The sequence below is a fragment of the Variovorax gracilis genome (genome assembly GCF_030317115.1).
In the GTDB taxonomy this organism is placed as follows: domain Bacteria; phylum Pseudomonadota; class Gammaproteobacteria; order Burkholderiales; family Burkholderiaceae_C; genus Variovorax; species Variovorax gracilis.
On record NZ_JASZYF010000006.1, the window covers coordinates 83,024 to 108,351 of the forward strand.

A 25,328-nucleotide genomic window follows, 5' to 3' on the forward strand; every position below is an offset into this window, starting at 1 on the left:
GCTTCGCGAAGGGCGTCAGAACACGGCTTCGAAGGCCTGTTCGAACTCGCGCGACTTGACGTTGGTCAATGGGCCGCCTTGCGAGCGGCGTCCGTGGCGGGCGATGGTCGCGGCCTCGGCGCGGCCGAGTTGCGCCGGCGTGGCGCCGCGCATCGGTCTCAGCTTGACGCTGTAGCGACCGACACCCAGCTTCAAGTGCGTGAGGCACAGCAGGTGCTGCTGCAGCCGCCGCTTCAGCCAGTTGGCGCGGCCGACGTAGATCCGCTCGCCGTTCTTGTAGATCGTGTAGATGCCGGGGCCGGCCGCGCGCGGATCGTCGATCGCCTGTGCGAGGCTCAGGGCTCCCGGCGCCAGTTCGCCCTCGGGCGCGCCGGGCCACGCCGGCATGCCGTTGCGGCCGAGTGGCCGGAACTCGAATTCCTCTGCCGGCGCGTCGGCGGGGGTGTCGGCCGGTGCGCTTGCCGATGGTTCCGTCGGCGCGTCTGCCGGTGCGCCCGCGCCGGCGTCGGGAGGCGCGTCCGGCGGCGCGGCCTCGGGCGGTGCCGCACCGCCGGCGGAAGGCGCTCCCGTCGCAGGGCCGCGCTGCAGGCATTCCTGGACGCAGCGCCAGGTGTCCGACCCCGGCGGCACGCCGAAGGGCTCTGCGACGAATGGCGCCGGGTAGCCGCCGCCGCCCGGCGGCCAGGGCATGGGCGGGCGCGGCACGCGCGGGCGCGGGCGAGGTCGCTGCGGCGGCCGCGGGGGTGGCCGGCGTTGTGCCACGCGAGGCGCGGGCCTCGGCGGGCGCCGTGGCGCGGCCCTTTGCGGGCGAACGCGGCGCGGCTGCATCCGGCCGCGGCCGACCTCGCCGGCGAAGGCTTCATCGAGGATCTCGAACGCTTCCTGCGAAGGTCCGGCGGCGAGCATGCCGGTGAAGGGCTGCTCGGCAAAGATGGCGGGGTGGTCCATGACGGCTCCTCAATGGATGGCGTGGGCCAGCGGCGCGAAGGGCGCCGCGGCATGGCCGGCGCGGGCCAGCAACTGCGCCACGCCGTCGATGTGCGCCTGGCGATGCAGGGCGGTGACGATGAAGGTCAGGCGCGGCGCCAGTTCCTGGCAGCCGCGCGTCAGCAGGGCGCGCACGCCGCTCGCCTGGAGCCGGCGCCACAGCAGTGGTGCCAGTTCCGGGCCCTGGTGCGATACGAAGGACTGCACCGGAAACGGCAGCCGGCCGACCGGCACCAGCCCGGCCTGCGCCAGTGTTTCGCGCAGCCGCAGCACCAGCCGCAGCAACCGGGCCCGCCAGCCGTCGCCGTAGCGCGCACCCAGCGCCACGGCCTGCCGCGCGGCCGCCACCGCCGCGCTCGATGGCGGGCTGCAATGCAGCCGGGTCTCGCTGCGGTCGAGGAAGCGCCCGATCAGCGCATCGCTGCCCGACAGGGCCGCCACCGGCGCGCCGAATCCCTTGGCGAGCGAGGCGCCCACGGCAATGTGCGCGCCGCCCACGCCTTGCCAGCGGAGCGATCCGCCGCCGCCATGGCCGAAGGGGCAGGCCGCCGAGGGTTCCGCGCCCAGGATGCCGAGCGCCTGGGTGTCGTCGAGGACCAGCGTGCCGCCGCCCTCGCCCGCGATGCGCGCATAGGCCGCGAGCGGCGCCGGCCGGTTGCATCCCGGGCAGAAGCCATCGCAGACCACCACCGGCCGCAGGCCGTCGCGCACTGCGCCGCGTGCCAGTCGCTCCAGCGCGGCGCTGTCGTGATGCGCGAAGCGGCGCACCGCGGCACCGGCTGCGGCCGCGCCCTCGGCACTCCAGCGCAGGATGGGATAGGCGCCGGCGTCGAGCAGCAGTGCCGATCGCGTCTCGCGCGCCAGCTGCCGCAGCAGGTCCCAGAACAGGTGCAGTGTCGACGGCAGCAGCGTCGCGGCGGCCAGCCCCTGCAGCCGGGGCAGCGCGGCGGCGGCGGCTTCGGCACCCTCGGGCTCCGCGAGCGCCGCCGGCTGTCCGCGTGTCAGCGCGGTCCAGGGCGGCAGTGTGGCACTCGCATGCCGCAGCCCGAGGTACAGCGCGCTCGTGAAGTCGGCCATGGCATCGCTCCGGCCGTGGTCTCAGGCGACACGCTGCTGCGTTGCCAGTCGCCGCTGCAGCAGCACCGAGGGCAGGGTCGCGTCGATCTTCGCGTCCGGCGACTCCAGCGCCAGCTCGACCCCGGTGACGGAGCGGTAGGCGTGGCTGTACCCCTGGATCTGCGGCCGGAAGAAGCGCGCCCAGTTGAAGGCCTGCAGCGGGTCCTGCACATCGCTCCAGTGGCCCCAGCGGATCGACAGCAGGATCTGCTCGCCGAAGATCGCCAGGTTGCGGAAGTGCAGCACGCTGGTGTCGGTCCAGCCCTGCACCTTCTTCATCGCATCGACGCGATCCATCCAGGGCTCGGGGTAGGCGGTCATGATGCGCGTCGGCAGGAACTCGCGGAACTCCGGCCGCGCCAGCAGCCACTGCTGCATCAGCATCTCGATGCGGGCGGTCGACGGCAGGTCGCCGAACTGGTTGTGCGCGCCCTGCGACAGGATCAGGTGCACTTCCTTCAACGCGTTGAGCACCGGGAAGGCGTCGGCCTTGACCGTCGTGTCGTCGTCCTGCTTGAAGAAGCTGGTGCAGTAGCGCAGCAGGTTGTGGAAGGCTTCCAGGAAGCGCGAGCGGCTGTCGGCCGTCTGCATGCGCCGCACCGCCTTGCCCTCGAGCCGCAGGCCGTAGTGATGGTCGTACTCGTAGTTGCGACGCACGATGCTCAGGCGGTGCTGCTCGTCCTGCACGTAGCCCCACAGCACGTTGTTGAGCGGGCGCAGCGGGTCGATCTCCAGGTTGACCAGCGGGTCGCGCTCGCCCGAACGCACGTTCTGGAAGCGGCGCGCGATGCTGTTCATGGTCTGCACTAGCATCCCTTCCTCGTGCCAGTAGGACCAGATCAGTTCGAGCAGGCAGGGGTTCGTCAGCTTTTCCTGCAGGAGGCCGGTGCACTGGCCGACGCTTTCGAGATCGGAGTCGAGCCCCTGCAGCTTGATCCCGATGTCGGGCAGCTTGGAGCGGATCACTGCCAGGTAAGGCAGCGTCCGGTCCTGGACCCTCCCGCCGCGGAACGGCACCAGGTACTGGTCGGTGAACACCATTTCCACCTCCGCGAGCCCGGGCGGCGGCAGGTCGCGGCGCTTCAGGTAGGCGAGGTCGCCGTCCCTGTCGAACGGCCGTGGCGGCCGCAGCACGCCGCAGTTGACCATCACGAAGGCTTCGGTCGCCGCCTTGACCACACGGTAGGCGTCCGAGTCCGTGAACGGCAACAGCCGCTTCGGACGGAGTTCCTCGCGGAAGGTGCGGCGCTTTTCCTGGAAGCGAGCCTGCTCGAAATCAGGCAGGTCCGGCGAGTCCGTCTCCCCGCAGAACAGCGTGTCCATGTAGTGCAGGTAGTTGTTGAACGCCAACTGCCCGGTGCTGTTGAGGATGCCTTGCCAGAGCGACAGGTCCGACGTCGTCGCGGTGGCGGTGCGCTGCAGCGCGACGCCGATGTCACCCGTGACCGGCTGCGGTGTCTTCTCGCTGCCCTCGAATTCGGCCGAGACGCCGAGACCGGCCTTGTTCCTTCCGCCCGGCACCTCGGGAACGGTGGACACGGCGACGAAGGGCACGAAGGTGTCCAGGCGAAGCTGTTGCAAGCCCGCCGAGGCAACGTGATAGCGCCAGGCGTTCGGCACGCCGGGGATGGGGCGCAGGCTCGCCGGCGCATCGACCTCGAGCTCAATCCGGTCCGAATAGTTGTGCACCATGCGAATCTCGACATCGTCGCCGACCTGTGGCGAGCGGCATGGATTGGGCGTGCAGTCGGGATTCAGCAGCATGGCTGTTGCCGTGACGTCGAGTCCGAGCTCGAAGCAGACGTCGTGCACGCCACCGGGCTCCACCGTCACGTGCGAAGGATTCTGGATCGGGTCCGGGACGTGATGGCAGATCACGTGGTAGTTGCCCGCGGGCTGCTTGGGAAACACGCCGCGCCCGTCTCCTTGCGTGCTGGCGGTGGTCACGTAGTGATCCACGTGGCCCACCTTCGCGCTCTTGCCTGCCGGCGGAACGGGTTCGATGCGGAAGAGGCTGCAGCTCGCATCGGACAGCGGCCTGCCGTTGTCGTGAACGCTGAAGCAAATGATGCCGGGGCGGTCGGTGCCGGTGGCAAAGGGGGTGGTGGTCATCTGAGTTCTCCTTGAACAACGGTCATGCCGGATTCGCGTCGCGCAGCGCGCCGCGCAACGCCCAGTGCGTCAGCAGCTTCGCGAACAGGTGGCTTTCTTCCTCGGGCGTGAGCTGCCCATTGGCACGGGCCTGGCCCAGCACGGCGAACACCAGCGTCGGCCCCGCGCGGTACATGGCCGCCGGTGCGCCGCGCCAGGTCTGGAACAGTGCGAAGAGCCGGGCCGGCTGGTGTTCGGCCACGCCGAGCGCTTCCTTCAGCGAACGACCGCGCAGGCTGCGCGGACGGTGGTCCACCAGCAGGCCGACGAAGCCCGGCATCGCCGTCAGCAGTTCGTCGAACAGGCGGCGGGTGCCGGCGTCCAGGCCGTCGAGCGGGTAGTACGAATCCCACAGCGCAGCCAACCGCGCCCACTGCGGATGCGGATACATCGCCTGCCCCATCGCGCAGGAGAGCCGCACGCGGATCCACGGCACGGGATGCGGATCGTCCAGGTTGAGCCGGAACATGAAGGCGCGCGGCAGGCTCACCACGCCCATCAGCCCCATCGTGGCGGTGATGCCCAGACGGGCACAGGACCAGAAGTCGCTGAGGATCTCGCCGATCCAGCGCTCGAACAGCCGCCAGGCATTGCCGCCGCTGCGCTGCATGCCCTGCAGCAGCGGCCGCAGCGAGTTCGCGAGATCGAGCAACGCCGAGGCCTGGTGGCCCACCTCATGGATCAGCGACGAGGCAATGCCGCTGCCCACCATGCGCTCGCGCGGCACGCGGATCACCGCCACCGGGCTTTCGCCACCGCCCGGCAGGCGGGTGCGCGCGCGGCGGATGGCCGCGCCGACGCCTCGGTCCAGGTAGCACATGAGGGGCGGGACCTCGTAGTAGCCCGGAAGCGCCAGCGCATCGGCGGCGACGATGTCGAGCCCGCAGAGCCAGACGCCCGTGTCGTGTTCGCTGCGCTGCGAGATGACGTCGTTGAAGAGATCGAACTGCGTCAGCACCGCGTTGAACTTGAGGCGCAGGATCGTGAAGCGGCGCTGCGCCTCCGCCGCGGTCGCCCGCCGCGCCGGCGCACCGTGCAGCCAGGCGAGGAAGCCCAGCACCATCGCGCGCATCTCGCGCCGGCCGGCCACCAGGTAGCGCTCGGTCGCGGCCTGCGCGCCGGGCTGCAGCGCGGCGGCCGGCAGCATCGGTTCGAGCAGCGCGAAAGGCTTGACCCGGGCCAGGCGCGTCAGCAGGGCGCGCGCCTCCTGGGCGAGCATCCATGCGGCGAAGGGGCTGATGGTCATCGCTCACACCCCGTAGAGCACGATCTTGTTGCCGCGGCGCATCCAGCGGCCGCTGCGGGCGCCGCCCATGCCGGACGAGCCGCCGGCGGCGCTGCGCGCGGCATTGAGCAGTCCGGGGGCCAACTTCTGGGCGGCCGAGATCGCTGCGCTCTGCGCGACCGCGCGCGGGTCCGCGCCTGCAGGCGCAGAGGTGGCCTGCTTCACGGTGTCCGCGGCCAGCCGCACGAACTGCTTGGCGCCTTCGAACTCGCGCTCTTCCTGCTCCAGCGACTCGGCCTCCAGGCCGAGCGCGCTGCCCGCCGCCGATGCGAGGCCGCTGCCGATCTTGGCGCCGAGCGGTCCGCCCAGGTAGGCGCCGACCGCGCCGCCGGCCAGCGGCAGCGCCTTCTTGGCCACGCCCTTGAGCACGCCGCCCACCGCCTGCCCGATCGGAGAACGCACGGCAGAGCCGACTGCGCGCGCGGCACGGCCCAGGAGATTGCCGAGGAAGCGGTCGAGCTCGGCCTCGTTCGTGACCTCGAGCAGCTCGCTCGCGAGCTCGGCTTCTTCCGCTTCGCCGAGCACGGTCTCGCCGTAGCTCTCGAAGCTCTCGCCGTAGCTTTCGCCGTAACTCTCGCCCGACCATTCCTGCTGGCCGAACTCGTAGGCGCCGGATTCGTAGCTGGACTCGGGGTTGTACTCCAGCTGGGTGCGATCGATGTCATGCATAGCGGTCTCCTTGGGTGAAGCGGAAGAGGCGCGAGCGCCTCGGCGGTGATCCCTGCGGATCAGGGGTTCAGCACGGTCACGCACGCGCCGTGGCGAGCCCATCGGCCTGCGGATGCGGAAGGCGCCGCGCCGGGCGCGTCGAGCACTTGCGCCCAGCCTGGCGCGAAGCGGCGCGCGGCACGCCGGGCGGCCCAGCGCGCGGCGGCGGCGGGCGACAGGCCGGCGGGCGCCATGGCGAGCTGGTGAGCGGCTTCACGCGTCAATTGCGCGAAGCGGCGCGCCAACTCGAATTCCTGGTCCTCGGGCGACAACCCTTCGAGCTCGATGCCGAAGAAGCGGCCCATGCGCTTGTAGGTCGTGCCCGCCTGCCGGGCGGTCGCGCCGGCCACCAGCGGCAGCGACTGCCGGGCCGCGGTGCGCAGCAGCGAGACAAGCTCGGCTGCTGCCGGGGCGACTGCATCCCGCGGCGCGTGGGCACGCACCATGCGCCCCAGCGTCGTGGACAGGTGCTGTCCGCTGGCGGCATTGAGCAGTTCGGCGGCAAGGCCCGCGGACTCGGTGTCGAACACAACGGCCTTGCGGCTGGCGCGACCCGTCGCGGGCCCTGTGGCGCGGGCGTCCTCGAAAAGATCGAAGTCAGGGCTGTAGCCCAGCAGCATCCGGTTCATGGTCGGCCTTTCTGGCGGAACTGGCCTTGCTTCCGCATAGGCCATGCCAGCCGGAAAGTGCCGTTTTCAGGCGGTGCGGGGCGGGTCCGCGCGAAGAGCGCTTCGTCTTCGGCCGTTCAGAGTCCGTGGCAGGCGAAATCCGCTTCGCCGCCGGCCGCCTCAGCGGTAGATGACCGCGCGTCGGTACGAGCGCCGCGCAACCCCGGCATAGGACAGGGGAGTCAGCGGCATGCCGATGACGTCGATGAAGACGGAGACCTCGGCGCCCTTTGCAGGAACCTTGCCCTTCAGGACCCTGATCGTGTAGGACAGCGTGTCGCCCCTGAGCACGGGCGACTGCAGCACGGCCACCACCTGATGCAGGGAGTCGCCCTCCACCATCGAGATGTCGGCATTGGGCGGGTCCGAAAGGAAACTCTCCTTGCCCTTGCTCCAGAACGGGATGAAGTCCGCGGTCTTCATGTTTCCGGCGATCCGCTCGGGTCGATCGGTGAAGAACACGGTGACCGGGCTGACCGCCTTCAGCTTGAGAAGGCCGGTGGTCCTGTCGTAGGTCATGCTCCTGGCTGTCTGCACGAACAGGAAGTCGGCCTCCTTGGGAGCATCGCCCTTCTCCTTCTCCTTCTCCTTCTGTGCCAGCGCGGGCCTCAGCACGGACGCGGGGGCGAGGAAGGCTGCCGAGGTCACGATGGTGCGACGAGTGGTCATGAAGATCCCCTGTGCGTGGATGCGTCCGTGTACAGCATTGTGGCGGGGCCTGCCCTTGCGTGCGTCGTCCTACAGAACTTTAGGCCTAGTGTTGAAATCCCGCTGCCCGGTTAGATTTTGCGGATGAACCGGCACACCGCGACTGCGCTCTTCGTCCATGCGTCCGATCTCGATGTCGTTTCACTTCTCGCCCTGTGGCCGAAGAGCATCACAGGGAAGGTCATTCCGCTCGGCGCCTCCGCCTTTGGCGACCTGTTCTTTCAAAGGCCCGAAGGCGGGGTCGAGAAGCTCGACGTGCTTCGCGGAGGAGTCCACTACGCCGCGTCCAGCCTGGAGGAATTCAAGCTGCTGATGAACTCCAGGTACTGGCGCGATGCCAACCTGATGAGTCATGGAATCCACCTGGCGGCAAAGAGGGGCATCGCCAGGAAGCGGGGGCACTTCTTCGGCTTTGGCAAGCACCCTTCGCACTCGGGCCGGATCGATTGGACGTCGTTGATGTCTCTCGAAGCAACGGCATGGCACGCCATCTGTGCCAAGGCGCTGGACTGCGCCCGTTGAGTTCCGGGCCGGCGGCGAATCGGCAGATGCCGACAATGGCATCAGTCCCATCCGACAAGCCCAGGCCACGCGATGAGGACGATGGGCGTGGTCTGGACCGCGGCGCACGCCGGTTGCTCAACTCTTCAGGAGATATCCGATGACCAGCAAGAACACGATCTGCCTGTGGTTCGACGGCACCGCCGTCGATGCCGCCAACTTCTATGCCGCAACCTTTCCCGACAGCGCTGTCGGCGCCATCTACCGCGCACCGGGCGACTATCCGGACGGCAAGCAGGGTAATGTGCTGACGGTCGAGTTCACCGTTGCGGGCATCCCCTGCATCGGGCTGAACGGCGGCCCGCAGTTCAAGCACAGCGAGGCTTTCTCCTTCCAGATCGCGACCGACGACCAGGCGGAAACGGACCGCCTGTGGAATGCCGTCGTCGGCAACGGCGGACAGGAAAGCGCGTGCGGCTGGTGCAAGGACCGCTGGGGGTTGTCATGGCAGATCACCCCGCGCGCCCTCATCGAGGCGATCGCCGACCCCGATCCCGCGGCGGCCAAGCGCGCGTTCGACGCGATGATGACCATGGGAAAGATCGACATCGCGGCGATCGAGGCGGCACGCTCGGGACGAAGCCGGTCCTCGGATGCCTGAGGCCATCGGCGGCGCGATTCCTTGACGTGGTGTGCCCAGGTCACCACGTGCCATCCGCCATCCTCTTGCGGCGAACCAGTTCCTTCTCGCTCGGCACGGTGCTCGCGAACGCGCCGGGCCGGATCTCGCCACTGGGTGCATAGGTGCTCATCACGACGCCGCCGGTCGAGACCTTGGAGCGAACGAGCCGCAGCGCGGATGGCTTGGCCGTCTCGTCGAAGAGGCGCTTGCCCCGCCCAAGCACCACCGGAAAAGTCCACACGTTGTACTCGTCGATCAAGGATGCGGCCTGCAGCGTTTGAATCAGGTTGCCGCTGCCGATGATCTGCAGGTCCAGGCCCGGTTGCTCCTTGAGAGCGCCGATTGCCGAGACGACATCGCCCTGGAGCAAGGTCGAGTTGTTCCAGCCGAGCGTGGTCTTCAATGTGCGCGAGGCAACATGCTTCTTCGCCGCGTTGAGGGTCTTCGCGATCAGCGCGTCGTCGGGCTGGTACGGCCAGTACGCCTCGAATATTTCATAGGTGCGCCGACCCAGCACCAGCTCTCGATCCTTGCCGTCGAAACCCGACGCCGAGAGGTCCATGCCTTCGTCCTGGTGGCCGAACATCCAGCCGCCAAAGGCAAATCCGCCGGTCGGGTCTTCTTCCGGGCCGCCGGGTGCTTGCATGATGCCGTCGAGCGACGCAAACGTGGATGCGATGAGCCTTCTCATGGGAACACTCCTGCAGCTCTGGAGAGCCGGGTTGCGGTCAGGCGCGCTGGCCTGCCAAGACCTGCCGCGGCAGCGGAAGCGCCGTCTTGTAGCGTACCTGCTTGAGCGCAAAGCTGGAGCGGATCTTCTCGATTCCGGCGATCGGCGTGAGCTGTTCGAGGATAAATTTCTCCAGCGCCCCGATGTCGGCCACGGCGACGCGAATCAGGTAGTCGCTGTCGCCCGTCATCAGGTAACACTCCATCACTTCGTCGTGCTCCGCGATGCGCTGCTCGAAGTCGGCCAGCGATTGCTTGCTCTGCGTCTTGAGGCTGATCGAGATGAACACGTTGAGGCCCAGACCCAGAGCGCTCGCACTGGCCAGCGCGACGTAGCGCTGGATCACGCCGGCGCTTTCGAGCGCCTTCACGCGCGCGAGGCAGGGCGAGGGCGACAGGTGCACCCGGCGCGCCAGCTCGACGTTCGACAGCGCGCCGTCGCGTTGCAGTTCGTCCAGGATGCGGAGATCGATCGTGTCGAGTTGCATGAAATGCTGCGCAAGAGCCAAATCGCGGCATTCTATGTGGCCGAGGGCCGCTGGATCGGGTTCAAACAGCATCTCATTCCATCAGTCACGGCCTAAAGTGCGGTTCATGAACGCCCCGATGTCACCCGATCAGTTGCGCGCATTGCTCGACATGTCCCTTCACGATGCCGACCCCGTCGAAACCGCCGAATGGCGCGATGCCTTCGTCGCGCTGGCCGAGACGCACGGCCCCGAACGGGCGCGCTGGATGCTGGACGAACTCGCACGCATGGCGCGGGCGCAGCGCATCGGCTGGCAGCCGGAGCTGTCGACGCCGTACGTCAACACCATCGCCGCCGATGCCCAGCCGGCCTTTCCCGGCGATCTCGCGATCGAGGAGCGTCTCGCATCGCTCATGCGCTGGAATGCGCTTGCGATGGTCGTGCGCGCCAACCAGGCCTATGGCGAACTCGGCGGCCACATCGCGAGCTATGCCAGTGCGGCCGACCTGTTCGAGACGGGGTTCAATCACTTCTTCCATGCGCGCACCGACGCGCATCGTGGCGACCTGGTGTTCTTCCAGCCGCACAGCGCGCCGGGCGTCTATGCACGCGCCTTTCTCGAAGGCCGACTCAGCGAGGACGACCTGACGCACTACCGACAGGAACTGACCGCGCCCGCCTTCACGGAAGGCAAGGGTGCGCGCGGGCTGAGCAGCTATCCGCATCCGTACCTGATGCCGGACTTCTGGCAGTTCCCGACCGGTTCGATGGGCATCGGCCCGATCAGCTCGATCTACCACGCCCGCTTCATGCGCTACCTGACGCACCGCAACCTGCTCAACTGCGACGGCCGCAAGGTCTGGGGCGTTTTCGGCGACGGCGAAATGGACGAGCCCGAATCGATGAGCGCGCTCACGCTCGCCGCGCGCGAGAAGCTCGACAACCTGGTGTGGGTGGTCAATTGCAACCTGCAGCGGCTGGACGGGCCGGTGCGCGGCAACGGCCGCATCATCGACGAGCTGGAGAAGCTCTTCGCGGGCGCCGGCTGGAACGTGATCAAGCTCGTGTGGGGCAGCGACTGGGACGGCCTCTTCGCGCGCGACGTGAACGGCGCGCTGGTGCGCGCCTTCGCGAACACGGTCGACGGCCAGATGCAGACCTTCGCAGCCAAGGACGGCCGCTACAACCGCGACACCTTCTTTGGCCAGGACGAGGAACTCGCGCGGCTCGCTCAGGGCATGACCGACGAGCAGATCGACCGCCTGAAGCGCGGCGGCCATGACCTCGTGAAGATCCACGCCGCCTACGCGGCCGCTGCGGCGCACCAGGGCCAGCCCACGGTGATCCTCGCCCACACCAAGAAGGGCTATGGCATGGGCAGCGCGGGGCAGGGCAAGATGACCACGCACTCGCAGAAGAAGCTGGACGACACCGACCTCATCGAGTTCCGCAACCGCTTCAACCTGCCGCTCACGGACGAGCAGGCGACGAAGGCGGCCTTCTACAAGCCGGCCGACGACAGCGCCGAGATGCACTACCTGCTGGGCCGTCGCGCCGCGCTCGGCGGCAGCATGCCGCGCCGGGAGACCGCGTGCGAGGTGGTTGCCAAGCCCGGCATCGCCGCCTATGCGCAGTTCGCCGTGGCCGCTGCCGGCAAGGAGATGAGCACCACCATGGCCTTCGTGCGCATGCTGGGCAATCTCATGAAAGACCCGGCGCTCGGCCCGCGCGTGGTGCCGATCGTCGCCGACGAGGCGCGCACCTTCGGCATGGCCAACCTCTTCAAGCAGGTCGGCATCTATTCGAGCGTGGGCCAGCGCTATGCGCCGGAGGACATCGGGTCGGTGCTTTCGTACCGCGAGGCGACCGACGGCCAGATCCTGGAGGAAGGCATCAGCGAGGCCGGCGCCATCGCGAGCTGGACGGCTGCAGCCACCAGCTACAGCGTGCACGGGCTGGCGATGCTGCCGTTCTATATCTACTACTCGATGTTCGGCTTCCAGCGGGTGGGCGACCAGATCTGGGCCGCCGCCGACCAGCGGCCGCGCGGCTTCCTGCTCGGCGCCACCTCGGGCCGCACCACGCTGGGCGGCGAGGGCCTGCAGCACCAGGACGGGTCCAGCCATCTCATCGCGGCCACCATTCCGAACTGCAAGGCGTACGACCCGGCGTTCGCGGGCGAGATGGCGGTCATCGTCGACGCGGGCATCCGCGAGATGCTGGTCGAGCAGAAGGACGTGTTCTATTACGTCACGCTCATGAACGAGAACTACGCGCAGCCGGACCTGCCCGACGGCGCGCAGGCAGATGTGCTGCGCGGCTGCTATCGCTTCGACGGCTGGAAGGGCGCGCAGCCGAACTCCGCTGGCGCGACGGTCACGTTGCTCGGCTCCGGCGCGATCCTCACCGAAGTCATCAAGGCTGCGCAGATGCTGGCCGAAGAGGGCATTGCCGCCGAGGTCTTCAGCGTCACGAGCTGGAGCGAGCTGGCCCGCGATGGCAGGGACTGCGAAGAGCGTGCACTGGCGGGCGAGGCGAACCCGGGCACGCCATTCATCGCGCAGCAATTGGCTGGCGGCAGCGGCCCGGTGGTCGCCGCGACCGACTACGTGCGCGCCGTGCCCGAGAGCGTCCGCGCCTTCCTGCCCGAGGGCCGCCGCTACATCACGCTGGGCACCGACGGCTTCGGCCGCAGCGACACCCGTGCCGCGCTGCGACAGTTCTTCGGCGTCGACGCGTCGAGCATCGTGCGGGCCGCGCGGCACGCGCTGGCGCCACGCTGAGCACCTGCGCCTCCAGTGGCGCCGAGTCGCCAAGAGGGGTTAGTCCCGTTGTGACGCGGACTCGTGAATTTCTATGATGGCCCCCTGACCCCGCGCGGCCAGCCAGGCTGCCGGCGCGGACGCCAGCGCGTTTCTTGCGTGCCGGCCTTCCTTCGAACCCCTCGGGAACATCCATGAACAAAGCAGGACTCATCGGCCTGGGCGCCATGGGCGCAGGCATTGCGGGCACGTTGCGCAGCAAGGGCTATGAAGTGCATGTGTGCGACGTGCGGCCCGGCGCGGCGCTGCGCTTCGCCGAACAGGGCGGCGTCGCCTGGGCCACGCCGGCGCAGGTGGCGGCCGCGTGCGACGTGGTCGTCTCCGTCGTGGTCAATGCGCAGCAGACCGAGGACGTGCTCTTCGGCGCAGGCGGCGCGGCCGCGGCGATGAAACCCGGCAGCGTGTTCGTGATGTGCTCGACCGTCGACCCCAACTGGTCGATCGCGCTCGAAGAACGCCTGAACGCCGCGGGCATCCACTACATCGACGCGCCGATCTCCGGCGGGGCCGCCAAGGCAGCGAGCGGGCAGATGACCATGATGAGCGCCGCCCGGCCGGAGGCCTATGCGAAGGCCGACCCGGTGCTCGACGCCATGGCTGGCAAGGTCTACCGCCTGGGCGACCGCGCGGGCGCCGGCAGCAAGGTGAAGATCATCAACCAGCTGCTTGCCGGCGTACACATCGCGGCCGCGGCCGAAGCCATGGCGTTGGGCCTGCGAGAAGGCGTCGCCCCGGATGCGCTCTACGAAGTCATCACGCACAGCGCCGGCAACAGCTGGATGTTCGAGAACCGCATGGCCCACGTGCTGGCGGGCGACTACACGCCGCTGTCGGCGGTCGACATCTTCGTGAAGGACCTGGGACTGGTACTCGACACGGCGCGGGCCAGCAAGTTTCCGTTGCCGCTCGCGTCCACCGCGCACCAGATGTTCATGCAGGCGTCGACCGCGGGCTTCGCCAAGGAGGACGACAGCGCCGTGATCAAGATCTTCCCGGGCATCGAGCTGCCGGCTTCCAGCAAGGCGGGCAAGCCATGACGATCCTGCTCGGCTGCATCGCCGACGACTTCACCGGCGCGACCGATCTCGCGAACAACCTGGTGCGCGCGGGCATGCGCGTGGTGCAGACCATCGGCGTGCCGGCTTCGCCCCTGGGGGCGGACGTGGATGCGGTGGTGGTGGCGCTCAAGTCGCGCACCATCGCGCCGGCCGACGCGGTGGCGCAATCGCTCGACGCGTTGCGCTGGCTCAAGGCGCAGGGCGCGCAGCAGGTCTATTTCAAGTACTGCTCGACCTTCGACAGCACGGCCGAGGGCAACATCGGGCCGGTCACCGAGGCGCTGATGGATGCGCTGGGCTGCGACTTCACCATCGCCACGCCCGCCTTTCCAGACAACAAGCGCACGGTGTTCAAGGGCTATCTGTTCGCGGCCGACGTGCTGCTCAACGAGAGCGGCATGCAGAACCATCCGCTCACACCCATGACCGACCCGAACCTCGTGCGCGTGATGCAGGCGCAGACCCGGCGCAAGGTCGGGCTGATCGACTACGCGATCGTGGCGAAGGGCGCCGCCGCGATCGGCGAGCGCATCGCGCAATTGCGCCGGGAGCGCGTGGGCGTCGCCATCGTCGATGCGGTTTCCAACGATGACCTGATGCGCCTCGGGCCAGCGCTCGCCGACATGCCGCTCGTCACCGCGGGCTCGGGTGTGGCGATCGGCCTGCCGGCGAACTTCGGCATCGCGCCTTCGTCCGCCGCCAGCGTGCTGCCCGCGGCGGGCGGCCTGCAGGCGGTGGTTTCGGGCAGTTGCTCGCTCGCGACGAACCGGCAGGTGGCGGATTTCATCGCATCGGGCCGGCGGGCGCTGGCGGTCGATCCGATGCAGATCGCCGCCGGCACTGACGTCGTCGCGCAGGCGCTGGCATGGGCGGGGCCGCTCGTCGGACAGGGCCCGGTGCTGATCTACTCGACGGCGGACCCCGAGGCCGTCAAATCGGTGCAGGGGCGTCTCGGCGTGGCGGAGGCGGGCGCGATGGTCGAGGAAGCCATTGCCGCGATTGCTCGCGGACTGGTCGATCGCGGCGTGCGGCAATTGGTCGTGGCGGGTGGTGAAACCTCCGGTGCGGTCGTGCAAGCGCTCGGCATCGCGCAATTGCAGATCGGCGGCCAGATCGATCCAGGCGTGCCGTGGTGTCACGCGCACAGCGATGCGGCCGGCGGCGCGGGCCTCCACATCACGCTCAAGTCGGGCAACTTCGGCAGCGACGATTTCTTCACCAAAGCATTTACAGTTCTTTGATGCACTGCCCCCACGCTCATCACTTCGTGTATCGCCGCCCCTCGAGGGGGCGCTCAGTGCCCTTCGGGCGGCCGGGCGGGCACTGATGAACGAGAGCCACGCGCGAGAGGAAATCTGCCGCATCGGCCGCAGTCTCTTCGAGCGCGGCTACGTGCACGCCACCGCCGGGAACATCAGCATCCGGCTCGACCACGGCTACCTGATCACGCCCACCGACGCCTGCCTGGGCTTTCTCGACCCGGCGAAGCTCGCACGGCTCGACGCCCATCTGCACCAGACCCACGGCGACCTCGCCAGCAAGACCATCGCCCTGCACGCACGCATCTACGGTGCCGCCACCCAGTTCGATCCGGGCACGCGCTGCGTGATCCACACGCACAGCACGCACTGTGTCGCGCTGTCGCTGAACGCGCCGGGCGCGGAGCTGCTCCCACCGGTCACGCCGTATTTCGTGATGAAGGTCGGCCATGTGCCGGTGATTCCTTACCACCGCCCGGGCGCACCCGAAGCCGCGGCGCTGGTGGCGCAGACCATCGAGCGCTACGGTGCGCAAGGCACGCCGCTGCGCGCCGTGATGCTCGACCGTCTCGGCCCCAACGTCTGGCACGACACCCCCGCTGCCGCGATGGCCGTGCTGGAAGAACTGGAAGAAACCGCCAGGGTCTGGCTCGTATCCAGCCAGGCGAACAAGAGCCCGCCCGAACCCCTGGGCCCATCCCAGATCAACGACCTGCGCCGCAACTTCGGCAGTAGATGGTGAATACCGCCCAGCCTCGCCCACTGCGTGTGGCTCGGGCACCCCCCTCCGGGGGGCAACGCCTGCGGACTGGCGGAGCCGGGTCCGCGGCATTTCTGGAATTGTTGGCGCCGCGGTGCCTTTGATCTTTTGGAGTTCTTGAATGCCTCGATTTGCTGCCAATCTTTCGATGCTCTATCCGGAGCTTGATTTTCTGGATCGCTTTGAAGCCGCCGCCAAGGATGGGTTTCAAGCGGTCGAGTACCTGTTTCCCTATGCCCATGAACAGCGGGAACTGACGGCGCGGCTGTCGGCCAATGGGTTGCAGCAGGTGCTGTTCAACGGGCCGCCCGGCGACTGGGAGCGCGGGGAGCGCGGTCTGGCCTGCCTGCCTGGGCGCGAAGCGGAGTTTCGCGAAGGCATCCTGAAGGCGATCGACTACGCCGCGGCGCTGTCGTGCCCGCGCATCCACGTGATGGCGGGGCTCGTGCCGGACGGCATGGAGCGTGACGCCGTGCAGCCGACCTACCTCGACAACCTGCGCTGGGCCGCGATCGAGGCTGCGAAGGCCGGCCTCGATGTGCTGATCGAGCCGATCAACACACGCGACATTCCCCGCTTCTTCCTGAACCGGCAGGACCACGCGCACGAGATCGTCGAGTCCGTCGGGGCACTGAACGTGCAAGTGCAGATGGACCTCTACCACTGCCAGATCGTCGAGGGCGACGTGGCGATGAAGATCCGCAAGTACCTGCCCACGGGCCGTGTCGGGCATTTCCAGATCGCGGGCGTGCCGGACCGCAACGAGCCGGATATCGGGGAGCTGAACCATCCCTTTCTCTTCGACGTGATCGACGAGGTTTCCGCGCAATGCGGCTGGGAAGGCTGGGTCGGCTGCGAATACCGGCCGCGGCGTGGCGCCGTCGCCAACGGAACCTCGGACGGGCTGGGCTGGCTGCGATCGTTGCCACGCACATCGGGCGCATGAAGCTCGAAGCAGTACGCATCCCGCCGTGCCTGCAGGGTTTCGCGACGGGCGCGGCCGATGTGTTCGACGTGACGCTGGCGGGCGCCAGCGTCGCGGCCATCGAGCCAAGTGCGCAACCTGCGCGGGGCATCCTGCTCAGCGGCCTGGTGGACGCGCACGCCCACATCGACAAGAACTACACCGTGCGCGACGTCGGCGCTGCCGAAGGCAATCTCTTCGCCGCCATCGAACGCATGGCTGCGCACCGCGCGCACTGGACGGCCGACAGCCTGCGCACGCGCATGCAGCGCGCCCTGCGGGAAGCCTGGTTCGCCGGCACGCGCGCATTGAGAACGCACCTGGACTGGGGCGGCGCCGAGGCTCCGGTGTCGCTCGCGGTCTTCGAGGCGCTGCGCGATGAATGGCGCGGTCGTGTCGAACTGCAGTTCGTCGCGCTCACGCCGCTCGACGTCTTTGCCGACCCGGCGGCCAGCGAACGGGTCGCGCAGACGGTGAAGCGCGCCGGCGGCGTGCTCGGCGCCTTCGTCTATCGCAACGACGGCATCGTGCCCAAGCTGGGGCGCGTGTTCGATCTGGCGCAGGAATACGGGCTCGCGCTCGACTTCCACGTCGACGAAGGCCTCGACGTGGAGGCGACGGGACTTCGCACCATCGCGCAGCTCGGGATCGCCCGGGGGCTGCACGGTCGCGTCACTTGCGGGCACGCGTGTTCGCTGTCCGTGCAGGACGAGGTGGCTGCGGACGAAACCCTGGCGTTGTGCGCGCAAGCGGGCATCCACCTCATCGCCCTGCCCACCACCAACCTCTACCTGCAGGGCGCGTGGGATCGCACGCCGGTGCAGCGCGGCATCACGCGCATCCGCGAAGCCGCAGCGCATGGCGTGCGCGCGAGCCTCGCCACAGACAACGTGCAGGATGCTTTCTATCCCTACGGCAGCTACGACCTGGTCGAGACCTTCGGCCTCGGCGTGCAGATGGGGCACCTGGCGCCTGCCGTCGACTGGCTCGACACCATCACCGTCAACCCCGCCCGGGCACTGGGCCTGGCGTGGGACGGCCGCATCGCGCCCGGCTGCCCGGCAGACTTCGTGCTGCTGGCCGCAACCGACGAATACGAACTTCTGGACCCGCGAGGACGGCGACGCACCGTCGTCCGCGCGGGCCGCACCTTGGAGCCGACCGAATGAGCATGGGCAAACCGATGGCCAACTACGCAGCCGCCAAGCGCGTCGGCGACTTCGTCTTCATGAGCGGCGTGGTGGCGGTCGATCCGTCGACGCGCCGCGCTGTTTCCAGCTACGAAGACATCCCCGAATCGGCGCGCGAGGCCCTGCGCGGGCTGGGTTATGCGACGGGCCAGATGTCGGTCGACATCTTCGAGGCCGCGATCGTGGCGCAGAGCTGGTTCGTGCTCGAACGCGTCCGCCAGATCGCGGCCGAGCACGGCGGCACGATGGACGACGTGGTGAAGCTGGTGCAGTACTTCCGCCGCCTCCCCGACTACGCGCCCTACAACCGCGTGCGCGGCCTGTTCTACCCGGGCGAGCCGCCGGTCAGCACGGTCGTGGAGGTGTCGCGCTTCCTGCCGGGGGACGAGGTGCTGGTCGAGGTGGAAGGGACGATGTATTTGCCGCAGCACTGAGCGGCAGGCGGGCTACTTGACCCCAGCCCCCTTCAACAGGAACTCCGTCACTTCCTCGATCAGGTAGCGCCGATCCTTCTCGTCGCTCTCGGCCACGTTCCGGAAGAACGCCACCTGCGTCGCGTGGTCGGCATAGAACTGCGTCACCGCCCACAGGTGGAAGAGGAACAGCATCGGGTCGACCGGGTCCATCAGTCCCTGGTTGATCCAGTTCTGGATCACCGCCGCGGCCTGGTCCGTGCGCTGCTTGCTCGTGCCCATCATGGCCTTGAGCACGGGCGCGCCACGCATCATCTCGGCGGTGAAGATCCGCGATCGCAGCGGGTGCTCGAAGGAGAACACCATCTTGCGCCGGATCAGGTCGCTGAGCACCTTGCGCGGCCCGAAGGCTTCGTCGCTGAAGCCGAAGACGCCGATCCAGTCATTGATGATGTCCTGCAGCACCTGGCGGTACAGCGCTTCCTTGCTCTCGATGTAGTAGTGCAGCTGGGGCTTCGACAGGCCCGCCTTGTCGGCGATGGCCTGGGTCGATGCGCCGGCGAGGCCTTCGCTGGCGAACACTTCGATCGCAGCCTGGTAGATCACGGCCAGCACCTGCGTGTATTTGCGCGCGCGGCCTCGGGTGGCCGGTGTGTCGGGGCCTTCCTCGACGGTGCTCGTGCTCGGTGTGGTCGTCATCGAATATGCATGGTGCCAGAGCGGATGCCGCCGTGGCTCAAAGCGTGATCACCAGTTCGTCGCCTTTGGCGCGCGAACAACACAGCGCCACCTTGTGCGTGCGTTCGCTGCGGGTGAGGCAGAAATCGCGGTGCTCGGCACCTTCGCCCTCGCAGCCCACGACGCAGGTGCCGCACAGGCCCTGTTCGCACGACACCGGAATGTCGATGCCGAAGGCGTGCAGCGCATCGACGGCCGTCTGGTCGCCCGCCACGGGCACGCTGATGCCGCGCTCCGCCAGCCGCAGCACGAAGGGCTTGCCGGTGCCGCCGGCCGCGTCGGCGGGTGCGGCGAAGTATTCGGCATGCACCACGTCCTCGGGCCAGTGCGCAGCGGCCGCGCGCACCGCCTGCATGAAGCTGCCGGGGCCGCACACGTACAGGTGCGTGCCAGGCCTGCGCTCGGCGAGCAGCTGGCGCAGGTTGATCTTTCGCGAGGCGTCGCCGTCGTCGAAATGCACGCGCACGTGCGGCGCGAGCAAGGGTGCGCGCAGGGCGTCCGCAAAGGCCAGGTGCTCTTCGCTGCGCACGAACAGGCAGAGTTCGAAGTCGGCGCCTTCGCGTGCCAGCGCCTGCGCCATTGCGAGCAGCGGCGTCATGCCGATGCCGCCGGCCAGCAGCAGGTGCCGCTTCGCCTCCGCACGGATCGGAAAGGTGTTGCGCGGCGCGCTGATCGGGAGCAGATCGCCTTCGCGAACCCGCGCATGCATCGAGGCCGAGCCGCCGCGGCTCGCCACCTCGCGCTTGACGCCGATGAGGTAGGTCGACGCATGGCCGCCATCGGCGCGCGCCAGCGAGTACTGGCGCGAGAAGCCGCCGGGCATGTGCACGTCGATGTGCGCTCCGGCCTGGTAGCCCGGGAGGGGCCGGCCCGCCGGATGCGCGAGCTCGAAAGAAAGGATCTCCGGCGTCTGGCGCGCGATGCGCGCCACCCGCACGGTGAGGGTGCGTTCGGCCATCTTCGTTCGCGCGCTACTTGGCGAGCCCCTTCTTGACGTCCAGGCCGGTGCCCTTGTTGACGAACTGCGTCGTGTACGCGTCGCGGTAGTTGAAGTCGGTCGGCTTGTAGAGGCCGGCTGCCACCGTCTTGTCGTAGAAGTCCTTCATTCGCTCGTCGCTGATCGCGCCGATGCCCTTGGCTGGCGCGTCGCCCACGTCGATATGCGCGCGCAGGATCGGGATCGACTTCTCGATGTAGTCGTCGCTGATGTCCGGGTTGATCTTCTGGATCAGCGCATCGGCCGCCTTGCGGTCGCCGTACAGGTAGTTGTAGTAGCCGATGTTGGTGGCCTCGACGAAACGGCGCACCACGTCCGGCTTGGTCTTCACCAGGTCCTGGCGCGTCTCGATCACCATGCCGTAGGTCGACCACCCCGCGTCGGCCAGCGACAGCACCACGGGCTTGAAGCCGGCCTGCTTCTCGACGGCGAGAGGCTCGGAGGTCGCGTAGGCCTGCTGCACCGACTGCTTGTCCGCGAGGAACTGCGAGAGGCTGTAGTTGTAGGGGCGCACCTGCTCGTCGCGCATGCCGTAGGCCTTCTTCATCCACTGCCAGTAGCTGATCTGCCCGTCCTTGGCGAGCAGCACCGTCTTGGCCTTGGCGAGATCGGCGAACTTGTCGAAGCCCTGGCCCGGGTGGGCGATGATGGCCTGCGGGTCCTTCTGGAAGTAGGCGGCGACGACCACGGTCGGCACCTTCTGCTTGATGTTGTCGAAGGCCATCAGCATGTTGCCGGTCATCAGGAAGTCGATCTTGCCGGCCGGCAGCATCGGGCGGTTGTTGACTTGCGGCCCGCCCTGCTGGATGTCGACGTCGAGCCCGAACTTCTTGTAGGTGCCGTCGGCCAGCGCCTGGTAGAAGCCGCCGTGGCCGGGCTGGGCGCGCCAGTTGGTGGCGAGCACGACCTTGTCCTGCGCGATGGCCGCGAAGGCGGTGCCCGCGAGCAGCGCGGCGAGGAGGGTGCGGGCGAGGAAGGGGACTTGTCGCATCGTGGTTCCTTGGGTGGTGTCTCTGGGGGGGTGGGGATCAGGCGTCACGGGCCATGTCGGCGTGCCAGCCGCGTGTCTTTCCGGGGTTCATGAGGCCCATCGGATCGCTGCGCTTCTTGAAATCGATCTGTTGGGTGTCGATGGTCTTCATGCCGCCGTCCTCGATGGTCACGACATGCGGGTTGAAGATCTGGCAGCCGCCTTGCGACTCGATCTCGCGCATCACCTCGTACTGGTGCGCCTCGCCTTTCCAGCGGACGAGCAGGATCGAGAAGGTGCCGTACTCGCCGCCGGCGCGTGCGAACTCGTGGTGCTGCAGCACGTCGTCGCCGAAGATCGCGATGTGGCGGTCGACCACCGCGGGATCGAAGGGCTGCGCATAGGCGACCTGCAGGTAGGTCCAGCTGCGATCGACCTTCAGCGCCTGCAGCGTCGTGTGGTTGTAGGCGCACTCGTAGGCGGGCGGCAGGCCGGCTGCATGCAACTCCGCCTCCGTGCCTTCGAGCGAGAGCGTGCCGCCGTGCGCGGCGACCAGCGCGCGGAACGCGGCCATCGAGCCCGGCGCCACCATGGCGAACATCGCGTGGCGGTCTGGCGGAAAGTGCTCGCCCAAGGTGGCGTAGTAGGGCGAGAAACGCGCATCGACGGCCGAGAGCAGGAACAGCTCCAGCTCGGGCGTGCTCGCCGCGACGCCGAAGTCCATCACGCGCCGGTAGCTCTCGAAGAGCGCGATGCAGTGCACCCACTCGACGGCCGGGGTCAGTGCCACTTCGACTTCGGTGATGACGCCGTTGGTGCCATAGGCGTGATGCACCTGCTGGATCTCGTCGCCCTGCAATTCGATGATGCGCGGTTCGCGCTCCACCGTCATCACGCGGGCGCGCAGCAGGTTGCCCGGGTCGCGCAGGATGCCGTGGCGGATCGAGCCGATGCCGCCGAAGCCGCCCGCGATGAAGCCGCCGATCGAGGCCACGTGCCAGGTCGAGGGCCACATGCGCAGCGCCTGACCGGTCTCGGCCACGGCGAGCTCGATGTCGTGCATGCGCGCGCCGGCCTGCACGCGCACGCGGCCGTCGCCGATCTCCAGCACGCGGCTCATCTGCGTGACGTCGAGCACCAGCCCGCCTTCGAGCGGCACGCACTGGCCGTAGTTGCCGGTGCCGCCCGCGCGGACGGTGAGCGGCAGCTTCCACTTCGCGGCCACCGCGGCGGCCTGGCGAACGTCCTCTTCGGTCGATACCTTGACGACGAGGTCGGCCACGCAGCCGGCGAGCTGCTCGGTCAGGATCGGGCTGTACCAGTAGAAATCCTTGGAGAGCTGCTTGCGCTGGCCCGGCGAGACGATCACGTTCAGGCCGTGCAGGTCGCGCGCGACTGCGTCCCAGTCGATCGTCTCGGCGGCAGGGCGGTCGCGTTCCATCAGTGCCGAGTTCATCGCTCTCTCCTCATTTCACTTTCGTGCCAATGGCCAAGGACCATTCGAGAGAGCGCGGCGAACACGATGAAGATCACGATCCCAAGCAAGGACACCAGCAGCAGTGCCGCGAACATCATCGGGATCTCGGTGCGGAAGCTCGATTCGAGGATGCGCGATGCCAAGCCCGTCTCCCGCCCCGCCGTGCCGGCCGTGAACTCGGCGACCACCGCGCCGATCAGGCTCAGCCCGCCGGCGATCTTCAGCCCCGCCATGAAGAAGGGCAGCGCGCTCGGCACCAGCAGGTAGCGGAACATCTGCCAGGGCGAGGCCTTGTAGAGATGGAACAGGTCGCGCAGGTTGCTGTCGGCACTCTTGAGGCCGATGACCGTGTTCGACAGGATCGGGAAGAAGGCCACGATCCACGCGCACAGCAGCAGGGCCGCCGTCGTGCTCGACACGTAGATCAGGATCAGCGGAGCGATCGCGATGATCGGCGTGACCTGCAGGATCACCGCGATCGGGAACAGGCCGATCTCCACCCACTTGAACAGCGCAAAGGCGATCGCGAGCAGCACGCCGCCGACGATCGCCGCCACCAGCGCCAGCAAGGTGAGCTTGACGGTGAACCACAGCGCGCTCGACAGCGTGTCCCAGTTGTCGATCAGCGTGGTGAAGATCAGCGAGGGCGCGGGGATGATGTAGTGCGGCACGTTGTTCACCCGCACCAGGACTTCCCACAGCAGCAGCAGGCCTGCCACGATGGCCGTGGGCACCGCGATGCGCAGGAGCGAATCGCGCCGCCGCAGCCGGTCGTCGCGCGCCTGCAGCTCGGCGGCCGAGGGCGCATCCTGCAGTTCGGCGAGCGCCGGGGTGTCAGTGATCGATGTCGATGCCATGGAGGGCTCCGTGCAGGGACTGCGACACCGCCGTGCAGTGGGCGTTGTAGCGGGTGGAGGTGCGGAATGCTTCGCCGCGCGGGTAGGGCTCGTCGATGCGGATCTCGTCGACCACGCGGCCCGGCCGGGGCGCCATCACGACGATGCGGTTGGACAGGTAGACCGATTCGTACACGCTGTGCGTGACGAAGATGATCGAGAAGCGATGCTCCCGCCAGATGGCGAGCAGGTCGTTATTGAGCTTGATGCGCGTCATCTCGTCGAGCGCGGCGAAGGGCTCGTCCATCAGCAGCAGGCGCGGGCGCGTGACCAGGGCGCGCGCGATCGACACGCGCATCTTCATGCCGCCCGACAGCTCGCGCGGGTACACGTCGGCGAAGCGCGAGAGGCCGACCATCTCCAGCGCCTGCGTCACCACCGGCGCGGCGGCGTCGCGGCCCATGCCGGCCAGCTTGAGCGGCAGCCAGACGTTGTCGAACACCTTCGCCCAGGGCATGAGCGTCGGTTCCTGGAACACGAAGCCCAGGTCGCGATCGCTGGTGGATGCGCCGGTGTTGGTGCGCGACCATGCGACTTCGCCCGAGCTGATGCGCGTCAGGCCGGCGATCAGCCTCAGGGCCGTGCTCTTGCCGCAGCCCGAGGGGCCGAGGAAGCTGATGAAGTCATGCTCGCCGCAGTCGAGGGTCATGCCCTGCAGCGCGAGCGTGCCGTTGGCGAAGCGCTTGCTGACGTGGCGCAGGCTGACCAGCGGCGGGGTGGATGGCGTGGGGCTTTCCATGGTTGCTCCGGTGGGGCCGGCCTTCACTGCCAGGCGGGCACGTTGGCGAGGCGTTCGAGCGGGAAGCGATCGACTTCCTGCAGCAACTCGACGAAGCGCCGGCCGACGTGGTCGAGCACCGCCTCGCCCTTGGCGGCGGTGGCGCGCGTGGCGTCGCCGGCGGCGCCGGCGGGGTTGATGTCGTGCATCTGCCAGCCGAGCTTGCCGCTGGGCGTGATCGAAAGGAACTTGTTTTCCTTCGCCAGTTCTTCCGTCATCGAGTGGAAGTTGCGGAAGTTCTCCGGCCGCACATGGTCCGGCGTGAGGTGCAGCATCACCGAGCTTTCGAGGTCGCCCGCATGCACGCCGTGCTTGCCTTCGTGCGCGGTGAAGAGCCCTTCGGGCAGGCCGAGCGTGTACCAGTTGGCCGCGACGACCATCATGTCGTGCGCCTCGCGCAGGTCGCGGGCGACGATGTCCATCACCGACATCTGGCCGCCGTGGCTGTTGTAGAGCACCAGCTTGCGCACGCCGGCCTTGGCGACGCAGGCGCCGATGTCCTTCCACAACGCGATCAGCGTGGAGGCCGACACCGTGAGCGTGCCGGGGTAGCGCGAATGCTCGTTGCTCTTGCCGTAGGCCACCGTGGGCAGGAAGAGCACGGGAAGGTCGTCCGGCAGGTACGGGATCGTTGCGCTCACCATGCCGTCGATGGTGGCCGTGTCGGTGGACATCGGCAGGTGCGGGCCATGCTGCTCGGTCGCGCCCACCGGCAGCACTGCAATCAGCCGGGAGCGATCGAGGCGGGAAAACTCTTCGCTGGTCAGGTCGGACCAATAGCGGCTGCGCGGGCGTGCGGAAGTCATGAAGCAACCTCGTTCGTCGTGAAGGGTGGCTAAATTATCCACTCGGTCAAAAAAGGTTGACTATCGTTTACCCGGAATATTTCACCTCAATCTGCAACGAAGGGTAATGACGGTGGGGGGTGGCTTGGGATACCCACGCAGATGTGATCGATTGGTCAATAGAACAGGTGTGGCGATTCATTCCCCCATGCTGCGG

At 68.2% G+C, this 25,328-nt stretch carries 25 protein-coding genes; 9 read left to right on the forward strand and 16 right to left on the reverse strand.

From position 1 onward, the window contains the following. Positions 1-15: 15 nt before the first annotated feature. The 7 genes from QTH97_RS14085 to QTH97_RS14115 form a co-directional block, all read right to left on the reverse strand. Positions 16-948, reverse strand: a complete 933-nt coding sequence (locus QTH97_RS14085; RefSeq protein ID WP_286568828.1) for a GIY-YIG nuclease family protein — start codon at positions 946-948, stop codon at positions 16-18. A gap of 9 nt (positions 949-957) precedes the next feature. Beyond that, positions 958-2,064: an aminotransferase class I/II-fold pyridoxal phosphate-dependent enzyme gene (locus QTH97_RS14090; protein ID WP_286568829.1), complete on the reverse strand. Its 1,107-nt coding sequence runs from the start codon at positions 2,062-2,064 to the stop codon at positions 958-960. A gap of 21 nt (positions 2,065-2,085) precedes the next feature. Continuing rightward, a complete protein-coding gene (locus tag QTH97_RS14095) occupies positions 2,086-4,215 on the reverse strand; it encodes a hypothetical protein (RefSeq protein WP_286568830.1) in 2,130 nt (709 codons plus the stop codon). Positions 4,216-4,237: 22 nt separating this feature from the next. Continuing rightward, positions 4,238-5,500 carry a hypothetical protein gene (locus QTH97_RS14100; RefSeq protein ID WP_286568831.1) on the reverse strand — a complete coding sequence of 421 codons (1,263 nt, stop codon included), beginning with the start codon at positions 5,498-5,500 and terminating at the stop codon, positions 4,238-4,240. 3 nt (positions 5,501-5,503) lie between these two features. Then, entirely contained in the window at positions 5,504-6,208 is a 705-nt protein-coding gene (locus tag QTH97_RS14105; RefSeq protein ID WP_286568832.1) for a hypothetical protein, read from the reverse strand. 59 nt (positions 6,209-6,267) lie between these two features. Further along, a complete protein-coding gene (locus QTH97_RS14110; RefSeq protein WP_286568833.1) occupies positions 6,268-6,876 on the reverse strand; it encodes a hypothetical protein in 609 nt (202 codons plus the stop codon). 159 nt (positions 6,877-7,035) lie between these two features. After that, positions 7,036-7,584 carry a hypothetical protein gene (locus tag QTH97_RS14115; RefSeq protein WP_286568834.1) on the reverse strand — a complete coding sequence of 183 codons (549 nt, stop codon included), beginning with the start codon at positions 7,582-7,584 and terminating at the stop codon, positions 7,036-7,038. A gap of 123 nt (positions 7,585-7,707) precedes the next feature. On the opposite strand from QTH97_RS14115, the gene QTH97_RS14120 reads away from it, so the two are divergent. Together QTH97_RS14120 and QTH97_RS14125 are read left to right on the forward strand one after the other, a co-directional pair. Beyond that, positions 7,708-8,145: a hypothetical protein gene (locus QTH97_RS14120; protein WP_286568835.1), complete on the forward strand. Its 438-nt coding sequence runs from the start codon at positions 7,708-7,710 to the stop codon at positions 8,143-8,145. A 139-nt stretch (positions 8,146-8,284) separates the two neighbouring features. After that, complete coding sequence (locus QTH97_RS14125; protein ID WP_286568836.1) at positions 8,285-8,785, forward strand: VOC family protein; 501 nt, start codon at positions 8,285-8,287, stop codon at positions 8,783-8,785. A 40-nt stretch (positions 8,786-8,825) separates the two neighbouring features. Here the strand turns inward: QTH97_RS14125 and QTH97_RS14130 are convergent, their stop codons facing one another. Then, positions 8,826-9,497 carry a dihydrofolate reductase family protein gene (locus QTH97_RS14130; RefSeq protein ID WP_286568837.1) on the reverse strand — a complete coding sequence of 224 codons (672 nt, stop codon included), beginning with the start codon at positions 9,495-9,497 and terminating at the stop codon, positions 8,826-8,828. 37 nt (positions 9,498-9,534) lie between these two features. After that, complete coding sequence (locus QTH97_RS14135) at positions 9,535-10,023, reverse strand: Lrp/AsnC family transcriptional regulator (RefSeq protein WP_286568838.1); 489 nt, start codon at positions 10,021-10,023, stop codon at positions 9,535-9,537. 106 nt (positions 10,024-10,129) lie between these two features. Here QTH97_RS14135 and mdeB point away from each other — a divergent pair, with 106 nt between their 5' ends. From mdeB to QTH97_RS14170, 7 genes are all read left to right on the forward strand, one after another. After that, a complete protein-coding gene (gene mdeB, locus QTH97_RS14140; RefSeq protein ID WP_286568839.1) occupies positions 10,130-12,787 on the forward strand; it encodes an alpha-ketoglutarate dehydrogenase in 2,658 nt (885 codons plus the stop codon). A gap of 173 nt (positions 12,788-12,960) precedes the next feature. Continuing rightward, positions 12,961-13,863: an L-threonate dehydrogenase gene (gene ltnD / locus QTH97_RS14145; protein WP_286568840.1), complete on the forward strand. Its 903-nt coding sequence runs from the start codon at positions 12,961-12,963 to the stop codon at positions 13,861-13,863. Then, entirely contained in the window at positions 13,860-15,125 is a 1,266-nt protein-coding gene (otnK, locus tag QTH97_RS14150) for a 3-oxo-tetronate kinase (RefSeq protein ID WP_286568841.1), read from the forward strand. Before ltnD ends, otnK begins: the two co-directional genes overlap by 4 nt. An 85-nt stretch (positions 15,126-15,210) precedes the next feature. Then, positions 15,211-15,885 carry a class II aldolase/adducin family protein gene (locus tag QTH97_RS14155; protein WP_286568842.1) on the forward strand — a complete coding sequence of 225 codons (675 nt, stop codon included), beginning with the start codon at positions 15,211-15,213 and terminating at the stop codon, positions 15,883-15,885. Positions 15,886-16,024: 139 nt separating this feature from the next. Further along, complete coding sequence (otnI, locus tag QTH97_RS14160; RefSeq protein WP_286568843.1) at positions 16,025-16,849, forward strand: 2-oxo-tetronate isomerase; 825 nt, start codon at positions 16,025-16,027, stop codon at positions 16,847-16,849. Beyond that, complete coding sequence (locus QTH97_RS14165; RefSeq protein WP_286568844.1) at positions 16,846-18,036, forward strand: amidohydrolase family protein; 1,191 nt, start codon at positions 16,846-16,848, stop codon at positions 18,034-18,036. Before otnI ends, QTH97_RS14165 begins: the two co-directional genes overlap by 4 nt. Then, positions 18,033-18,491, forward strand: coding sequence for a RidA family protein (locus tag QTH97_RS14170; RefSeq protein WP_286568845.1), 459 nt, complete (start codon positions 18,033-18,035; stop codon positions 18,489-18,491). Before QTH97_RS14165 ends, QTH97_RS14170 begins: the two co-directional genes overlap by 4 nt. Before the next feature lie 12 nt (positions 18,492-18,503). Here the strand turns inward: QTH97_RS14170 and QTH97_RS14175 are convergent, their stop codons facing one another. The 7 genes from QTH97_RS14175 to QTH97_RS14205 are packed head-to-tail and all read right to left on the reverse strand — an operon-like array spanning position 18,504 to position 25,132. Then, on the reverse strand, positions 18,504-19,169 hold the full coding sequence (locus tag QTH97_RS14175) for a TetR family transcriptional regulator C-terminal domain-containing protein (protein WP_286568846.1): 666 nt from the start codon (positions 19,167-19,169) through the stop codon (positions 18,504-18,506). A gap of 37 nt (positions 19,170-19,206) precedes the next feature. Next, a complete protein-coding gene (locus QTH97_RS14180; RefSeq protein WP_286568847.1) occupies positions 19,207-20,166 on the reverse strand; it encodes a PDR/VanB family oxidoreductase in 960 nt (319 codons plus the stop codon). 13 nt (positions 20,167-20,179) lie between these two features. Further along, a complete protein-coding gene (locus tag QTH97_RS14185) occupies positions 20,180-21,196 on the reverse strand; it encodes an ABC transporter substrate-binding protein (RefSeq protein WP_286568849.1) in 1,017 nt (338 codons plus the stop codon). Between the two features lie 37 nt (positions 21,197-21,233). Beyond that, positions 21,234-22,631, reverse strand: a complete 1,398-nt coding sequence (locus QTH97_RS14190) for an FAD-binding oxidoreductase (RefSeq protein WP_286568850.1) — start codon at positions 22,629-22,631, stop codon at positions 21,234-21,236. After that, the gene (locus tag QTH97_RS14195) at positions 22,628-23,509 is read right to left on the reverse strand and encodes an ABC transporter permease (protein ID WP_286568851.1); all 882 of its coding nucleotides are present in this window, start codon (positions 23,507-23,509) and stop codon (positions 22,628-22,630) included. The genes QTH97_RS14190 and QTH97_RS14195 overlap by 4 nt, the downstream gene beginning before the upstream one ends. Then, positions 23,487-24,287 carry an ABC transporter ATP-binding protein gene (locus QTH97_RS14200; protein WP_286568852.1) on the reverse strand — a complete coding sequence of 267 codons (801 nt, stop codon included), beginning with the start codon at positions 24,285-24,287 and terminating at the stop codon, positions 23,487-23,489. Before QTH97_RS14200 ends, QTH97_RS14195 begins: the two co-directional genes overlap by 23 nt. 23 nt (positions 24,288-24,310) lie before the next feature. Beyond that, on the reverse strand, positions 24,311-25,132 hold the full coding sequence (locus QTH97_RS14205) for a creatininase family protein (RefSeq protein ID WP_286568853.1): 822 nt from the start codon (positions 25,130-25,132) through the stop codon (positions 24,311-24,313). Between the last annotated feature and the right edge of the window lie 196 nt (positions 25,133-25,328).

Excerpts from the sequence above, each read along its gene's own strand:
- QTH97_RS14120 (WP_286568835.1), top strand. The coding sequence starts at position 7,708 with ATGAACCGGCACACCGCGACTGCGCTCTTCGTCCATGCGTCCGATCTC.
- QTH97_RS14200 (WP_286568852.1), bottom strand. The coding sequence starts at position 24,287 with ATGGAAAGCCCCACGCCATCCACCCCGCCGCTGGTCAGCCTGCGCCAC.
- QTH97_RS14195 (WP_286568851.1), bottom strand. The coding sequence starts at position 23,509 with ATGGCATCGACATCGATCACTGACACCCCGGCGCTCGCCGAACTGCAG.
- QTH97_RS14110 (WP_286568833.1), bottom strand. The coding sequence starts at position 6,876 with ATGAACCGGATGCTGCTGGGCTACAGCCCTGACTTCGATCTTTTCGAG.
- QTH97_RS14135 (WP_286568838.1), bottom strand. The coding sequence starts at position 10,023 with ATGCAACTCGACACGATCGATCTCCGCATCCTGGACGAACTGCAACGC.
- QTH97_RS14175 (WP_286568846.1), bottom strand. The coding sequence starts at position 19,169 with ATGACGACCACACCGAGCACGAGCACCGTCGAGGAAGGCCCCGACACA.
- QTH97_RS14170 (WP_286568845.1), top strand. The coding sequence starts at position 18,033 with ATGAGCATGGGCAAACCGATGGCCAACTACGCAGCCGCCAAGCGCGTC.
- QTH97_RS14085 (WP_286568828.1), bottom strand. The coding sequence starts at position 948 with ATGGACCACCCCGCCATCTTTGCCGAGCAGCCCTTCACCGGCATGCTC.
- QTH97_RS14115 (WP_286568834.1), bottom strand. The coding sequence starts at position 7,584 with ATGACCACTCGTCGCACCATCGTGACCTCGGCAGCCTTCCTCGCCCCC.
- ltnD (WP_286568840.1), top strand. The coding sequence starts at position 12,961 with ATGAACAAAGCAGGACTCATCGGCCTGGGCGCCATGGGCGCAGGCATT.
- otnK (WP_286568841.1), top strand. The coding sequence starts at position 13,860 with ATGACGATCCTGCTCGGCTGCATCGCCGACGACTTCACCGGCGCGACC.
- QTH97_RS14190 (WP_286568850.1), bottom strand. The coding sequence starts at position 22,631 with ATGAACTCGGCACTGATGGAACGCGACCGCCCTGCCGCCGAGACGATC.
- QTH97_RS14105 (WP_286568832.1), bottom strand. The coding sequence starts at position 6,208 with ATGCATGACATCGATCGCACCCAGCTGGAGTACAACCCCGAGTCCAGC.
- QTH97_RS14205 (WP_286568853.1), bottom strand. The coding sequence starts at position 25,132 with ATGACTTCCGCACGCCCGCGCAGCCGCTATTGGTCCGACCTGACCAGC.
- QTH97_RS14090 (WP_286568829.1), bottom strand. The coding sequence starts at position 2,064 with ATGGCCGACTTCACGAGCGCGCTGTACCTCGGGCTGCGGCATGCGAGT.
- otnI (WP_286568843.1), top strand. The coding sequence starts at position 16,025 with ATGCCTCGATTTGCTGCCAATCTTTCGATGCTCTATCCGGAGCTTGAT.
- QTH97_RS14185 (WP_286568849.1), bottom strand. The coding sequence starts at position 21,196 with ATGCGACAAGTCCCCTTCCTCGCCCGCACCCTCCTCGCCGCGCTGCTC.
- QTH97_RS14100 (WP_286568831.1), bottom strand. The coding sequence starts at position 5,500 with ATGACCATCAGCCCCTTCGCCGCATGGATGCTCGCCCAGGAGGCGCGC.
- QTH97_RS14095 (WP_286568830.1), bottom strand. The coding sequence starts at position 4,215 with ATGACCACCACCCCCTTTGCCACCGGCACCGACCGCCCCGGCATCATT.
- QTH97_RS14155 (WP_286568842.1), top strand. The coding sequence starts at position 15,211 with ATGAACGAGAGCCACGCGCGAGAGGAAATCTGCCGCATCGGCCGCAGT.
- QTH97_RS14130 (WP_286568837.1), bottom strand. The coding sequence starts at position 9,497 with ATGAGAAGGCTCATCGCATCCACGTTTGCGTCGCTCGACGGCATCATG.
- mdeB (WP_286568839.1), top strand. The coding sequence starts at position 10,130 with ATGAACGCCCCGATGTCACCCGATCAGTTGCGCGCATTGCTCGACATG.
- QTH97_RS14125 (WP_286568836.1), top strand. The coding sequence starts at position 8,285 with ATGACCAGCAAGAACACGATCTGCCTGTGGTTCGACGGCACCGCCGTC.
- QTH97_RS14165 (WP_286568844.1), top strand. The coding sequence starts at position 16,846 with ATGAAGCTCGAAGCAGTACGCATCCCGCCGTGCCTGCAGGGTTTCGCG.
- QTH97_RS14180 (WP_286568847.1), bottom strand. The coding sequence starts at position 20,166 with ATGGCCGAACGCACCCTCACCGTGCGGGTGGCGCGCATCGCGCGCCAG.